Consider the following 14269-nt stretch of genomic DNA (forward strand, 5'->3'; position numbering starts at 1 on the left):
CTTGCACAGTGTTTGTGCGAACAGCGCCGCAGGCGCTTTGAGGATTTTTCGCGCAGAGCACGCGGAGGGCGCAGAGAGCCTTGCACTATCGCCTCTGCGCACTCTGCGTGCTCTGCGCGATAGAGTTTCGCGGCTTCGCCGCCGGGTCTTGCCATTGCGGCGCCCCACGCGAACCAATTGACTTGGCAACCACGCTCCCCCAAGTCGCCTTCCGCTATGGCCACCGTGCACAGTCTCGATCTCCAGCGCGTGACGCTGCCCGCTCCGCTGCCGCTCGACAGCGGGCGCGAGCTGGCGGGCGTCGAGGTCGCTTACGAAACCTATGGTGCGCTGGCCGCCGACAAGTCCAACGCCATCCTGCTGTTTCACGCGCTGACGGGTGACCAGTTCGTCGCCAGCACGCATCCCGTCACCGGCAAGCCCGGCTGGTGGGAACGCATGGTCGGCCCCGGCAAGCCGATCGATACGGACCGCTTCCACGTTATCTGCGCCAATGTACTGGGCAGTTGCATGGGCTCGACCGGGCCTGCCACCATCGGCCCCGATGGCGCGCGCTACGGCATGAATTTCCCGGTCATCACCATCCGCGATATGGTGCGCGCGCAGATCGCGCTGCTCGATGTGCTGGGGATCGGGACGCTGCACGCGGTCGTCGGCGGGTCGATGGGCGGGATGCAGGCCTTGTGCTGCGCGGCCAACTGGCCTGAACGGACGCAGCGCGTCCTCGCCATCGCCACCACCGCCCGCCACACCGCGCAGAACATCGCCTTTCACGAAGTCGGACGGCAAGCGATCATGGCCGATCCCGATTGGCAGGGCGGCGCCTATTACGGCAGCAAATCACCCGATAAGGGGCTCGCTGTGGCGCGTATGGCGGCACACATCACTTATCTTTCCGAACAGGGGCTGACCGAGAAATTCGGGCGGCAATTGCAGGATCGTGAAGCCAAGAGCTTCGGCTTCGATGCCGATTTCCAGGTCGAAAGCTATCTGCGCCACCAGGGGATCAGCTTTACCGACCGGTTCGATGCCAACAGCTATCTCTATATCACCCGCGCGATGGACTATTTCGATCTGGCAGAAGAGGCGGGAGGGCGCCTGGCCGATGCTTTTGCCGGGGCGAGCGATACGCGCTTCTGCCTTGTCAGCTTCGATACCGACTGGCTCTACACCACCGCCGATATGCGCGAAGTCGTCCACGCGCTCAATGCCGTGGCCGCGCCGGTCAGCTTTGTCGAACTTTCCGCGCCTTACGGGCATGACAGCTTTCTGCTCGATGTCCCGGCGCTGGACCGCGTGGTGAAGGGGTTCATCGATGGTTGAGGGTACCTACAAATTCTTCGTAGGGGAATGGCGCCATACTAATCCCGAGGAACCGGTGCGTTTCTACTATGAGGTCGACGCCGCTGGAAATGTAACGCGCATGATCGAGATTTTCGCTGATGGCCGGGTTTCAACGGATGCCATCTCCAGCTATCCGGACGGAGCAAGCCCCTTCGCATTCGGATCGCTTATAGGATGCTCCTTTTGGGAAATCCCGATCGGCAAGACCGACGCAGACTATTTCGTGCTCGAAATCAAGTCCGGCGATTTCGAAAAGCACTGGCAGGGAGCGGCGGCGTGAACCTGCGTCCCGATCTTGCGAAGATCGCCGCCAACGTGCCCGAAGGCGCGCGGGTGCTCGACATCGGCTGCGGCGATGGCGCGCTGATGGCGGAATTGCGCGACGGCAAGGGCGTGGACGCGCGCGGGATCGAGATTGATCCGCTCGCGGTCGAACAAGCCGTCGCGAGGGGGCTAAGCGTGGTACAGGGCGATGCCAATCGCGATCTGGCAGACTATCCCGACAAGGCCTTTGACGTGGCGATCCTCAGCCAGACCTTGCAGACAGCAGAACGCCCCGACTGGCTGCTCGACCAGCTGCTGCGCGTCGGCCGCACCGCTTTCGTCAGCTTCCCCAACTTCGCCTATTGGCGGATGCGGCTCGCACTGCTGCGCACCGGGCGGATGCCGGTGGTGCGGCACTTGCCCGAAAGCTGGTATGCCACGAAGAACATCCACCATCTGACGGTGGAGGACTTCCGCGACCTGCTCGCCGAAAGGGGCGTTGCGGTAGACAGCGCATGGTTCTTCGCCCGCGGACGGGAGATCGGCGGAACAAATGCCAACTGGCGCGCCGAACACGCGGTGTTCCGGTTGAGCCGTTAGAGCAAAGCCACCCCCGAGCCCGCCAGCGCCGCCAGTGTCAATATGGGCAGCATCCCCACAAAGCTCGCCAAGGCAAACATCTGGGCGGTGATCGGCGTGGGTGCGGCGCCTGCGGTGATCAGCAAATGCGGCACGCCGCCAAGGCGGGCGGTGGCGACGTAGAACGGCCCCCGCTTGTGCAGATGATCCGCCATCTGGTCCAGCCGCGCACCAAACTTGCGCTGCATCCGCTCCCCCAGCCAGCGCCGTGTGATGAGGAACAGCAAATGGCTCCCCAGCGCCGCCGCGCCCACCACGATCAGCAAACCGCCCATGCCCAGCAGCAGGCCGGAGACAAACGCCGTCGGCGTCAGCGTGCCGGGGATCGAAAAGAATATGCTACCAAACGCCAGCAACGCGATCATCGCCGGGGCCGCAAACGCGCCATAGGGCGATGCGGCGAGCGCCTCGACAAAGCCGAGCGGCAACCAGGATGGCGCGGCGTAATCCATAAGCCTCCAGCGCGGGAAAGCGTTTGCAGTTCCCCGTATATTCGCCAGAGATTGCCGGAATGTTTCAGCCTTTCAAATATCCGGCGTGCCAGGCGATGTGATCGGCGATGAAAGTGCTGACGAAGAAATAGCCGTGGTTATAGCCTTCGTGCAGCAGCACTTCGGCCTGCATCCCCGCCTTGGCGAGCGCATCGGTGAAGAGATGCGTTTTGAGCTGCGGCTCCAGCCATTCATCGCCCGTGCCTTGCTCCACCCGCAGCGGCGCGACCCGCGCACCATCCTCGATCAGCGCGACGGAATCATATTCGCGCCACGCCGCGCGGTCTTCGCCCAAATAGCCGGTCAGCGCCTTATCGCCCCACGGGCAGTTCAAGGGCGAGACAATGGGCGCGAAGGCGCCGGTCGAGCGGAAGCGGCCGGGATTGCGCAAGGAGACGGTGAGCGCGCCGTGGCCGCCCATCGAATGGCCGGAAATCCCCTGCCGCTCCATATCGACGGGGAAATTGGCGGCGACTAGCGCGGGCAGCTCGTCCTCGAAATAGCGGCGCATCTGGAAGTGTTCGGCCCACGGTTCCTGCGTCGCGTTGACATAGAACCCTGCGCCTTGGCCGAAATCATACGCCTCGTCATCGGGCACGCCGTCTCCGCGCGGAGACGTGTCGGGGCAGACGAAGATGATCCCATGCTCGGCACAAGCGCGCTTGTATTCGCATTTGATCATCGCGTTTTCATGCGTGCAGGTGAGGCCCGACAGCCACCAGATCACCGGCAGCTTTGCGCCGGGCGCGTGATCGGGCACGTAGATCGCAAAGGTCATCGGCGTGCCGGTGCTCGTGCTGTGATGCCGCCAGACCTGCTGTTCACCCGTATAGCACCGCGCGGTGGAGATGTGTTCCAGCACCATTCAATCCTCTACGTTGAAAGTGAAGGCGGCGATCTTGTTGCCCGATGGATCGCGCAGATAGGCACCGTAGAGCTTGCTCGGCCCCATATCGCGGCGGCCCGGCGCGCCCTCATCGCTGCCACCGTGGGCGAGCCCTGCTACGTGCCATTGGTCAACCGCCGCCTGATCGGGCGCGGCGAGGCCAATGGTGCCGCCATTGGCAAAAGTCGCAGGCTCCCCGTTGCGCGGCGGGCCGACCGAGAAGAAGCCGCCGTCATATCCGCCGTAATAGGCGCTATCGCCCGATCGCCCACCACTGATGCCGAGCGCGGCGAATGTCGCATCGTAAAACGCGGCGGAAGCAGCAGGATCGTTGGTGCCGACAACAATGTGCGTGAAAATGGAGCTCACTTCGCCACCCGGTGCAGGCCGCAGACCTTGTGTCCGTCCAGATCGCGGAAATAGCACAAATGCAGATCGCCCAGCGCCCGCCCGCCGCGCAGGCCCGGCGGATCCTCCACCGAGGTCGCGCCATTAGCGACCGCGACATCGTGCAATTCCTTCACCTGTTCGGGCGAGGAGCAGGCAAAGCCGACGGTCATGCCATTGGCACAGGTTGCAGGCTCGCCATTGATCGGTTCGGACAACATGAACACATTGCCGCCATGCACAAACATCGCGCGGCGGTGGCCGGTTGGCGCTTCGTTGAAACGCGGCGCAGGTGCGCCCAGCACGGCGAGCACTTTTTCGTAGAAGGCGGCGGCGCGGTCGAGATCGCTGGTGCCGATCATGATGTGGCTGAACATTGGGGGTTTCCTTCCGGTGTGAAATTATCGCTGCTGCAATTCTTGCTGGGTGTGCAATTCGCCTTCGCGCATCACATGGGTGAGCGAACGGAAGGCGGCGATATTGGCGCGCGGGTCTTCGGCGAGCACCAGCAGGTCCGCCGTCATTCCTTCCCGCAGTATGCCGACCGTGTCGGCCATACCCATCGCGATCGCGCCGTTGGCGGTGGCTGCGCGGATGATCTCGCCCGGCGACATCCCCGCCGCCTGCATCGCTTCCATCTCGTCGTAGACCGAGGGGCCATGGAGTGTCAGCGGATTGCCGGCATCGGTGGCGAGCACGATCCGTCCCCCGGCATCGCGCACCGCGCGCAGGTTCTGCGCCATGATAACGCCTTCCCTGCCAATGAGTTCGAAAGCGTTGGCCAGCGGCGTGACGCGCCCGTTGGTGCCAGCGAGCACAGCCGCGGTGGCAACACCAGGATCGGCAATCAGGCCCATGAGTGCTTCGTCCACGCAGCGATTGTCGTCCCGCACGTTCACCACTTCCCCGGTCGCGGCGGAAACTATCGCGCGAACCCAGTTGCGTCCGACGACCAGCGTGGGCGCATAAGTGGCATCATTGGCGAGCAGGAGCGCGATGAATTCCTCGTCCACGACATCATCGGCGACGCTATGGACCAACATGTTCGCACCCGCGCGCAGGGCGGTTTTCGCTGCTTCGAGCTCGGTCGCGTGGACGATCAGCGGCAAACCCGCTTCGCGCGCGGCTTCGCCCGCCACCATCATCAGCGCATCGAGGCGAACGCCATCGTCCGGCGAAGGCGGGGCGATGAACCAGACTTTCACTGCATCGGAGCCCATCGCTGCCAGTCGAGCGATGTCAGCGCGAACCTGCTCTTCCGATTCCATCGGCAGGAATGTCGGCTGGTCCGCAAGCGGCCCGGGGGCAAAAAGCGCGTTGAGCGAATCGAGCCAGGTGATGAGCGGCCCTGCCGCGCGGACATGCGCGCGATCCGCGCGGCCTTCGGTTTCCCGATGCGCGCCAGTGACCGTCCACGGCGCGCCGCCAACATCGAACACGCCGGTAACGCCGCTGCACAGATACGAACGGTGCCAGCGATCCGGGTCTTCCCGTAATGCCTGCACGGTTGCGGCATAGGGGTAAACGTCAGGATTATTCAGCCCGTCGGGCCGCCCGTCGAGCCAGCCGGTCTGGGAAAAGTGCACATGCGCATCAATCAGGCCGGGAGTGATGAAGCGCCCTGAAACATCCTGCACCGCCGCGCCTGCGGGAATGGAGCAAGTGCTGCGCGGACCGGCGCAGGCGATCCGCCCGTTTTCGACCACGATCACCGCATCCTCCACCGCGTCACCGCCAGTCCCGTCTATCAGCGTGCCGCCAACAAGTGCGGTTTGCGCCTGTGCCGGCATGGCTGCTGCCAGGATCGTCGTCGCCACTGCGAGTACTATGTTACGCATACCTTTTATCCCCCCTCATCCTATCCGTGTTGCGATCTAATACACCACCACGCTGCGAATGCTCTCGCCCGAATGCATCAGGTCAAAGCCTTTGTTGATCTCTTCCAGCGTCAGGCGGTGCGTAATCATCGGGTCGATGGCGATTTTGCCGTTCATGTACCAATCGACGATCTTGGGAACGTCCGTCCTTCCCTTCGCCCCGCCGAAAGCGGTGCCGCGCCAATTGCGGCCCGTCACCAGCTGGAAGGGACGGGTGGCGATTTCCTTGCCCGCTTCGGCGACGCCGATGATGATGCTGGTGCCCCAGCCCTTGTGGCAGCATTCCAGCGCTTGGCGCATCACATCGGTGTTGCCGGTGCAATCGAAGGAGTAATCCGCCCCGCCATCGAGCAGCTCGACAAGATGCGCCACCACATCGGCGGTTTCCTTGGGATTGACGAAATCGGTCATCCCGAATTTCTCGCCCCATTCCTTCTTGGCGGGGTTCAGATCGACGCCGACAATGCGATCCGCCCCGGCCATTTTCGCGCCCTGGATCACGTTGAGGCCAATCCCGCCAAGGCCGAACACCACCACATTGTCGCCCGGCTTCACCTGCGCCGTGTTCACCACCGCGCCGACGCCCGTCGTCACGCCGCAGCCGATATAGCAGGAGGTATCGAACGGCGCGTCAGTGCGGATTTTGGCGACGGCGATTTCAGGGAGGACGGTGAAGTTCGAAAAGGTCGAGCAGCCCATATAGTGGTAGATCGTCTCGCCCTTGTAGCTGAAGCGCGAAGTGCCATCGGGCATCAGGCCCTTGCCCTGCGTCGCCCGGATGGCGCTGCACAGATTGGTTTTTCCGCTGAGGCACATTTTGCACTGGCGGCATTCGGGCGTGTAGAGCGGAATGACGTGATCGCCCGGTGCGACACTCTTCACCCCTTCGCCCACTTCGCGCACGATCCCTGCGCCTTCATGGCCCAGAATGCTCGGGAAAATGCCTTCGCTGTCCAGCCCGTCGAGCGTGTAGGCATCGGTGTGGCAAATGCCCGTCGCCATAATCTCGACCAGCACTTCGCCTGCCTTGGGGCCTTCGAGATCAAGCTCGACGATTTCGAGCGGCTGCTTGGGTGCGAAGGCGACGGCGGCTCTGGTTTTCATGCGTGTCTCTCCTCAGCCTTCGTGGACGGTCTTGACCACCATGCAGGCCATCACGCCCTCGCGGCCGTCTTCGCTGCCATAGCCGGACCATTTGACACCGCCAAACGGCGCGTCGACGGTCGAGACGCTGGCCCCGTTGATCGCGAGCATCCCTGCTTCGATATCGGCGGCAAGGCGGCTGCGGCGCGCGGCGTCGCTCGTCCAGGCATAGGCGGCAAGGCCGTAGGGGAGGCGGTTGGCCTCCGCGATCATCGCCTCCTCGCCCTTCATGGGGTTGAGCACGGCAACGGGGCCGAACGGCTCTTCATTCATGATCTTGGCATCGAGCGGCACTTCGGCGAGCACGGTCGGCTGGTGGAAGAAGCCCTGATTGCCGATCCGCTCTCCGCCCGCGAGCACCTGCGCGCCTGCTTCGCGGGCATTGGCGATCACCTTGCCGATATTCTCCAGCCCGCGGGCATTGGCCATCGGGCCCATATCGGTGCCGCTGGCGAGCGGGTCGCCGACCTTCACCGCCTTCATCCGCTCGACAAACCCGTCACGGAAGCGTTCGTAGACGCCTTCCTCGATCAGGAAGCGCGTCGGGCTGACGCAGACCTGCCCGGCATTGCGCAATTTCGCTTGGAACATCACCTGCACCGCGCGGTCGACATCGCAATCATCGAACACCAGCACGGGGCCGTGGCCGCCCAGCTCCATTGTGGTGACTTTGAGATCTTCTGCCGCCAGCTTCGCCAGATGCTTGCCCACCGGAGTGGAGCCGGTGAAGGTCAGCTTGCGGATGATCGGGGAGCCGAGCAAATGCTCGCTCACCTCCGACGGCACGCCGAACACGCATTGCACCACATCGCCGGGCACGCCTGCATCCCACAAAGCCTGTACGATGGCGATACCACTGGCAGGCGTTTCCTCGGACGGTTTGACGATCGCCGAGCAGCCTGCCGCTAACGCGCCGCCGATTTTGCGCATCACATTGATCGCGGGGAAATTCCACGGCGCAAAGCCCGCGACCGGCCCGACCGGATGATACTGCACTTCGGCGCGCTGGCCTTCGGGGCGCACCAGCGTGCGGCCATAGACGCGCTTGATTTCCTGCGCGTAGAATTCGAGCAGATTGGCCGAATACATGAACTCGCCGCGCCCTTCGGCGAGCGGCTTGCCTTGCTCCAAGCTGAGGATCGGGCCGAGTGCGCCCGCCCGCTCGCGCAGCAGGGCAGCGGCCTTGGTAAGGATGCTGGCGCGCTTGTCGGCAGACGTCTTGCGCCAGCTATGGAAACCGCGCTTTGCCGCCTCCAGCGCGCGGTCGAGATCGGCGCTGGTTGCGTGCGGCAGCTGGCCGAGCACGTCCTCGGTGGCGGGATTGATAACATCCTCGCTTGTGCGGCCATCGCCCGAAAGCTGTTCGCCATCGATCAGCAGGTGCAGGGCGGGGTAATCGGTCATGTCAGTCTCCTCTTGGCGGCCCATATCTGCGGCGCCGCGCGCCAGCACAAGGGTGAATCTGGGGCCAATATGCAGCTTGGGTTCACCTGTAAGGACTAGTAGAGGGAGGCGATGTTCCGAACCCTTTTTGCCTTGGCCCTGCTCGCCGCCCCTGCTTCCGCCCTAGCGCAGGAGGCAGAGCCCGATCTCACGCTGGAGCAGCAAATGCTGCTGCGCTGTTCGGCGGCGTTCGCGCTGGTGGCTGGCGCGCAGGAAGCGGGCGAGGTTTCCGCGCTCGCCTATCCCGATATCCGCGCGACAGGGCGCGAGTTTTTCGTCCGGTCTTCCGCGCAGCTGATGGATGAAACCGGCCTTTCGCGCGAGGGACTGGCGGTGCTGCTTTCGCAGGCCGCGCAAGACATCCGCACCGGGGGCACACTCGATCAGTTGATGCCGGTTTGCCTGCCGCTTTTGCCGCGGCAGGCGATGTAAGCAGGCGCTGTAAAATTTCCGGGCAATCCGGCTAGACCGCTGCCTGCGCTTGCGGCAATAGCGTGTGACAATCATGTGGCATCTCTATCACTTCCCGCTTTGTCCGTTCAGCCGCAAGGTGCAGCTCTCGCTCGGCGAGAAGAAGATCGGGTATGAGCTCGTCACGCTCTATCCGTGGGATGCGGGTGACGATTTCCGGCGGCTCAATCCCGCAGGCCGCGTGCCGGTGCTGCACGATGAGGAAAAGCGGGTGACGCTGATCGATAGCCAGGCGATTTGCGAGTATCTGGAAGAGACGGTGGCGGATCGCGCGCTGATTATCGGCTCGGCGCGCGCACGGGCGGAAGTCCGGCGGCTGGTGGCGCTGTATGACGAGACCTTTTTTGCCGATATCACCGGGCCTCTGCTGCACGAGAAGGTCAAGAAGCGGCTGGTGCTGCGCCAGTCACCCGACAGCCGCACCTTGCGCGAGACGACGCGGCTGCTGCACGAACATCTCGATTATCTCGACTGGCTGGTGGACAATCGCCGCTGGTTGGCGGGCGCGCAATTAAGCCTGGCTGATTTTGCCGCCGCCGCGCAGCTTTCGGTGGTGGATTACCTCGACGGGATCGACTGGACGGGCCACCAAAGCGCGCATGGTTGGTACCGCGTGATCAAAAGCCGCCCCAGCTTCGCGCCGCTGCTGCGCCAGAAAATGGACGGCATCCCGCCGCCGAAGCACTACTCTGACGTCAACGCTTGATTTGTTTTGCGAAGGCGCATCCGCGCCTTCGTCCTCGGTGCTATTCGCTCCGCCGGGGCTACGCTCCGGCTGCGCGGCACCTGCGGGTCGCGCTGTGCGCTCGGTCGGCCGCTTCGCGCCCGATTTCAGCGCGGGTTAGCTAGGGTATCGCGGAGCTCGCTCGGCACAAACCTAGGGCAAGGGCGACTGCCCGAAAGCAGCGGGTGCGAAAAAGCGAACCAATGGCGGCGTTGCAGGTCTTTGCGCCAAACCCCATATCGTCGCCCAAAGGAGCACTCCGATGACCGAAAAGATGAACCTCACCGAAGCCGAATGGCGCGAGCGGCTTTCGCCCGAGCAGTATCACATCCTGCGCGAAGGCGGGACGGAGCGGGCGTTCACCGGCAAGTATGAAAAGAACAAGGCCGGGGGTCTTTACAAATGCGCCGGCTGCGGGCTGCCGCTGTTCGACAGCGGAACGAAGTACAATTCCGGCTCCGGCTGGCCCAGCTTCACCGCGCCTGCCGACCAGCAGAACGTCGATATGCATCAGGACAGCTCGCACGGCATGGTGCGCACCGAAGTCACCTGCGCCCGCTGCGCCGGGCATTTGGGGCACGTCTTCCCCGACGGCCCCGGCCCCGAAGGGCTTCGCTTTTGCATCAACTCCGCCTCGCTTGCCTTTGAGCCCGAGGGCGAAGTTCGCGACAAATCCGGCGATTAAGCGCGAATTGGCGTTCACCCCGCATTATGATTGCATTATGCAGTGGCGGTTTTCGTCATATCGGGTGACGGGCAAGGCGCCCATCGCCGCTGCGGAGTAGTGACAGGCTGATGGCCAGAGGCAGGGGCAGCGGCTCCACCACACCCAAGCGCAAGAAGCAGCCGGGCACCGGCTGGAAAGCGGGCCTGTGGCGCTGGACGAAGCGTCTGGTGCTGTTGGGCGTGTTTGTCGGTTTTCTCGGCACGATCGCGCTGTTTACCTCGGTCTATTTCGCCGCGCAGTCGATGCCCAGCTTCTCCGAGCTGAGGGAAAGCCAGAACGCGCAGACCATTCTGGTGCGTGCGCGCGACGGGTCCGAAATCGTCGAACTGGGGCCGAGCTATGGCCAGTGGCTGGAGGCCGACGAAATCCCGCAGGTGATGAAGGATGCGATGGTCAGCGTGGAAGACCATCGCTTCTATTCGCACATCGGCGTCGATCCGATGGGGTTGGGCCGCGCGGTGTACAACGCCTTCAACGAAGACCGGCAAGTGAGCGCCACCAGCACAATCACGCAGCAGCTGGCGCGCAATGTCTTTTTGAATTCCAACCGCACGCTTGATCGCAAACTGCGCGAGGCGGTGCTGGCGATGGCGCTGGAATGGAACTTCACCAAGGACGAGATTCTCGAACTCTATCTCAACAAGGTGTACTTCGGTGGCGGCGCCTATGGCATCGATTCCGCCAGCCGCCGGTTCTTCAGCCATCCGGCGACCGAACTGAGCCTGGAAGAAGCGGCGATCATCGCCGGGCTGGTGAAAGCGCCGAGCCGCTATTCCCCCACCGCGGATGCCGAGGCGGCGGTGAGCCGCGCCAATGTCGTGATTGGGCAGATGGTGCGCTACGGCGATCTCGACCCGTCAGTGGCGCGCGAAGTAGAGCTCGATTCGGTCAATCTGCGCGAGGTCGAAGGGCAGACATCGATCCGCTATTTCACCGATTGGGCGCTGCCGCAGCTCGACCTGCTGCTGACCGAGGAGACCACCGAACCGATCGAGGTGTGGACGACGCTCGATGTCGGGATGCAGCGCGCGGCGACCACCGCGATCCAGAGCAATGCCCCCGATGGCGCACAGGGCGCGATGGTCAGTATGGACCGCGATGGCGCGGTGCTGGCGCTGGTGGGCGGCACCGATTACGTCACCAGCAATTACAACCGCGCGACCGACGCGCTGCGCCAGCCGGGCTCCTCGTTCAAACTGTTCGTTTATCTTGCCGCGCTGGAGGCGGGCTATACGCCCGAGGATCTGGTGCAGGACGTGCCGGTGACGATCAATGGCTGGAGCCCGCGCAATTCGGGCGGTTCCTATGCAGGGCAAATCGATATCCGCACCGCCTTTGCCTATTCGAAGAATTCGGTCGCCGCGCAGCTGGGCAATGAAGTCGGCTTCTCCAACGTCGCCAGCATGGCGCGGCGCTTCGGCATTACCACGGCGATCAGTACGGTGCCCTCGATGACGCTGGGTTCGAACGAAGTGCGGCTGATCGACATGACCCGCGCTTTTGCGGCGGTGTCGGCGGGCGGCAATTCGGTGGAGCCTTACGGCATCCTGCGCGTGACCACGGCGAGCGGAGAGGAAATCTACCGCCACCGCGAAGAGCGCAGCTATCGCCTCGTGCCCGATTATGTCGCCGCCGGAATTACCGACCTGCTCCAAACCGCAGTCGCTACCGGCACGGGTCGCGCGGCACAGATCGGGCGTCCGGTCGCAGGCAAGACGGGCACCACCAACACCAATCGCGACGGGTATTTCGTCGGCTTCTCCAGCGGCATCACCACCGGCGTGTGGATGGGCCGCGATGACAATGGCCGCGTCGCCGGTCTGCAAGGCGGCACCGCCCCCGCGCGCGCCTTTGCCGCCTTTATGCGCTATGCCGTGCGTGACCGGCCGGTGGAGGAATTCGACACCGAACTGGAACTGCCGCAATGGCAGCTGGAGCCCGACGAGGACTATGCGGGCGAGGAAGGCGACTACTATTACTACATCGACGAGCAGGGAAATCTCGTCGAACCGGGCCGCACCAGCCGCCCGGGCGATAACGGGTTTGATGTCCAGGGCGAGCGCGGCGGCACGTCGCAGGACAAGCCGCCGCCTGCCGCCAGCGACGAATTCCTCGAAGAGGCAATCGGGCGCGACATCCCGCGCGAAGCCCCGCAGCAGCGCCGCCCGAGCGAGGATTTGCGGTACGAGGAGCGGTTTTAGCGGCTAGTTTGCGCAAGGTGATCGCATAGCAAAAGGCCCGGCTCTGCGCGTGCAGAACCGGGCCTTTTTTGTCAGCGTTTCACGCAGCTATTCGGCGATCAGGCGCACCGGCACCGATTGCGGCTGGCCCCGGCGAGCCTGCACGCGCAGCAGGATCGCCCCGCGACCGGCGTCGCGCGCTTCTGCAATGACTTGCTCCAGCGCTTCGAGCGTCGGCACCGGGCGGCCATTGGCGGACAGGATCATCACCCCGCGCGCAAGGCCGCGCCGCTCGGCGTCGGTACCCGGCGCGACGGCAGTAATCGCCAGACCTCGCGTATCGGTGGATACGCCCAGCTGACGGGCAATCGTCGCGTCGATGGGGATCGCCTGAATACCCAGCGCGTCCTGCACCAGGCTGGACGAGCCTTCGGGCGTCATCGCGCCCTGCTCGTCTTCCTCGTCCTGGAACATTTGCTGGCGGGCGAGTTCTTCCGCGCTCGGGCGGCGGCCCACGGTCACATTGGTGCGGCGGCGCTCGCCGTCGCGGATATAGACCAGCGGCACCCGCGTGCCCGGCGCGATATTGGCGACGATGAAGGACAGGGTGTTGTCCGGCGTCACATCCTCGCCATTGACCGAGATCACCACGTCGCCCGCGCGCAGACCTGCGTCGTCGGCTGCCTCGCCCGGCTGCACGCCTTGCACCAGTTCGCCGCGATTGCGCTCGATGCCCAGCGCATCGGCAATGTCTTCATCCACCGGCTGGATCTGCACGCCAAGGAAGCCGCGCTCAATCGCCTCGCCCGCGATCAGCTGGCGCACGATGGGCGCGGCGACTTCGGCGGGGATGGCGAGGCCGATGCCGACGCTGCCGCCTGAAGGCGAGAGGATAGCGTTGTTGATGCCGATCACATTGCCCTGCATATCGAACAGCGGGCCGCCCGAATTGCCGCGATTGATCGCTGCATCGGTCTGCAAATAGCGGTCATACGCGCCCGATCCGACATTGCGCAGCACTGCCGAGACGATACCGCTCGTCACCGTGCCGCCAAGGCCGAAGGGGTTGCCGATGGCAATCACCCAGTCGCCCACGCGCGCCTCGCTCGAATCGCCGAAACGCACGAAGGGGAAGGGCTCGCCGCGGCTGATCTTGAGCACCGCCAGATCGCTGTCGGGATCGGTGCCGACCAGCTCTGCTTCATATTCGCGGCCATCGGGGAGAGTGACGGTCACTTCTTCCAGCGTGGCGCGCGCATCGGGCGCGACAACGTGGTTGTTGGTGACCACATAGCCGTCTGCCGAGACGAGGAAGCCCGAACCCAGCGATTGTGCCTCGCGCGTTTGCGGGCCTTGCTGGCGCGGCTGCTGCTGGAAGAACTGGCCGAACGGCGTGCCTTCAAACGGATTGCCCTGCGCTTCCACCGTGATCGACTGGCGGGTGGAGATATTGACCACGGCCGGCTGCAATTGCTCGGTCAGGTCGGCAAAACTCGCCGGAGCGCCCGCGCGCGGCACGATGTTGCTCATCGGCGCGGAATCGTTCTGCGCCACCTGCGCGCCCGCGGGCTGGCCGGTGATCATCGAAATGGTGGCGCCGCCCAAAAGCAGCGCGCCGGTGATGCCGTAGGAATATTTCACTGGCTTCACGTCCTCGTTTTCCTTCGTTTCATTCGCATGAGCACAATGCTTG

Annotated in this window: 15 protein-coding genes; 7 read left to right on the forward strand and 8 right to left on the reverse strand. The window is 64.0% G+C overall.

The features are described from left to right. The first annotated feature begins 216 nt into the window (after positions 1-216). Genes GC121_RS06660 through metW form a run of 3 tightly spaced genes read left to right on the forward strand, consistent with a single transcriptional unit; the run spans position 217 to position 2208 of the window. Positions 217-1323: a homoserine O-acetyltransferase gene (locus GC121_RS06660; RefSeq protein ID WP_151973341.1), complete on the forward strand. Its 1107-nt coding sequence runs from the start codon at positions 217-219 to the stop codon at positions 1321-1323. Beyond that, positions 1316-1624: a hypothetical protein gene (locus tag GC121_RS06665; RefSeq protein ID WP_151973342.1), complete on the forward strand. Its 309-nt coding sequence runs from the start codon at positions 1316-1318 to the stop codon at positions 1622-1624. Before GC121_RS06660 ends, GC121_RS06665 begins: the two co-directional genes overlap by 8 nt. Beyond that, a complete protein-coding gene (metW, locus tag GC121_RS06670; protein ID WP_234421137.1) occupies positions 1621-2208 on the forward strand; it encodes a methionine biosynthesis protein MetW in 588 nt (195 codons plus the stop codon). The genes GC121_RS06665 and metW overlap by 4 nt, the downstream gene beginning before the upstream one ends. On the opposite strand, the gene GC121_RS06675 is transcribed toward metW, so the two are convergent. From GC121_RS06675 to GC121_RS06705, 7 genes are all read right to left on the reverse strand, one after another. Next, positions 2205-2699: a VTT domain-containing protein gene (locus tag GC121_RS06675; RefSeq protein ID WP_151973344.1), complete on the reverse strand. Its 495-nt coding sequence runs from the start codon at positions 2697-2699 to the stop codon at positions 2205-2207. The genes metW and GC121_RS06675 overlap by 4 nt on opposite strands. Positions 2700-2763: 64 nt before the next feature. Then, positions 2764-3603, reverse strand: coding sequence for an S-formylglutathione hydrolase (gene fghA / locus GC121_RS06680; protein ID WP_151973345.1), 840 nt, complete (start codon positions 3601-3603; stop codon positions 2764-2766). Next, positions 3604-3993 carry a VOC family protein gene (locus GC121_RS06685; RefSeq protein WP_339390115.1) on the reverse strand — a complete coding sequence of 130 codons (390 nt, stop codon included), beginning with the start codon at positions 3991-3993 and terminating at the stop codon, positions 3604-3606. After that, entirely contained in the window at positions 3990-4388 is a 399-nt protein-coding gene (locus GC121_RS06690) for a VOC family protein (RefSeq protein ID WP_151973346.1), read from the reverse strand. Before GC121_RS06690 ends, GC121_RS06685 begins: the two co-directional genes overlap by 4 nt. Positions 4389-4412: 24 nt before the next feature. Then, positions 4413-5849 carry an amidohydrolase family protein gene (locus GC121_RS06695; RefSeq protein ID WP_151973347.1) on the reverse strand — a complete coding sequence of 479 codons (1437 nt, stop codon included), beginning with the start codon at positions 5847-5849 and terminating at the stop codon, positions 4413-4415. A 36-nt stretch (positions 5850-5885) separates the two neighbouring features. Beyond that, positions 5886-6992: an S-(hydroxymethyl)glutathione dehydrogenase/class III alcohol dehydrogenase gene (locus GC121_RS06700; RefSeq protein WP_151973348.1), complete on the reverse strand. Its 1107-nt coding sequence runs from the start codon at positions 6990-6992 to the stop codon at positions 5886-5888. A gap of 12 nt (positions 6993-7004) precedes the next feature. Continuing rightward, positions 7005-8435, reverse strand: coding sequence for an NAD-dependent succinate-semialdehyde dehydrogenase (locus GC121_RS06705; protein WP_151973349.1), 1431 nt, complete (start codon positions 8433-8435; stop codon positions 7005-7007). 111 nt (positions 8436-8546) lie between these two features. On the opposite strand from GC121_RS06705, the gene GC121_RS06710 reads away from it, so the two are divergent. The 4 genes from GC121_RS06710 (at position 8547) to GC121_RS06725 (ending at position 12597) form a co-directional block, all read left to right on the forward strand. Then, positions 8547-8906 (forward strand): hypothetical protein, encoded by a 360-nt coding sequence (locus GC121_RS06710; protein ID WP_234421138.1) that lies wholly within the window; start codon positions 8547-8549, stop codon positions 8904-8906. Positions 8907-8979: 73 nt separating this feature from the next. Then, entirely contained in the window at positions 8980-9651 is a 672-nt protein-coding gene (locus tag GC121_RS06715; RefSeq protein WP_151973350.1) for a glutathione S-transferase family protein, read from the forward strand. 280 nt (positions 9652-9931) lie between these two features. Further along, positions 9932-10354, forward strand: a complete 423-nt coding sequence (msrB, locus tag GC121_RS06720) for a peptide-methionine (R)-S-oxide reductase MsrB (RefSeq protein WP_151973351.1) — start codon at positions 9932-9934, stop codon at positions 10352-10354. A 110-nt stretch (positions 10355-10464) separates the two neighbouring features. Then, on the forward strand, positions 10465-12597 hold the full coding sequence (locus GC121_RS06725) for a transglycosylase domain-containing protein (protein ID WP_151973352.1): 2133 nt from the start codon (positions 10465-10467) through the stop codon (positions 12595-12597). Between the two features lie 87 nt (positions 12598-12684). Here GC121_RS06725 and GC121_RS06730 read toward each other — a convergent pair whose 3' ends face one another. Continuing rightward, positions 12685-14217 carry a Do family serine endopeptidase gene (locus GC121_RS06730; protein WP_234421322.1) on the reverse strand — a complete coding sequence of 511 codons (1533 nt, stop codon included), beginning with the start codon at positions 14215-14217 and terminating at the stop codon, positions 12685-12687. Positions 14218-14269: the final 52 nt, after the last annotated feature.

Source organism: Erythrobacter sp. EC-HK427 (assembly GCF_902498745.1).
Classification (GTDB): Bacteria; Pseudomonadota; Alphaproteobacteria; order Sphingomonadales; family Sphingomonadaceae; genus Alteraurantiacibacter.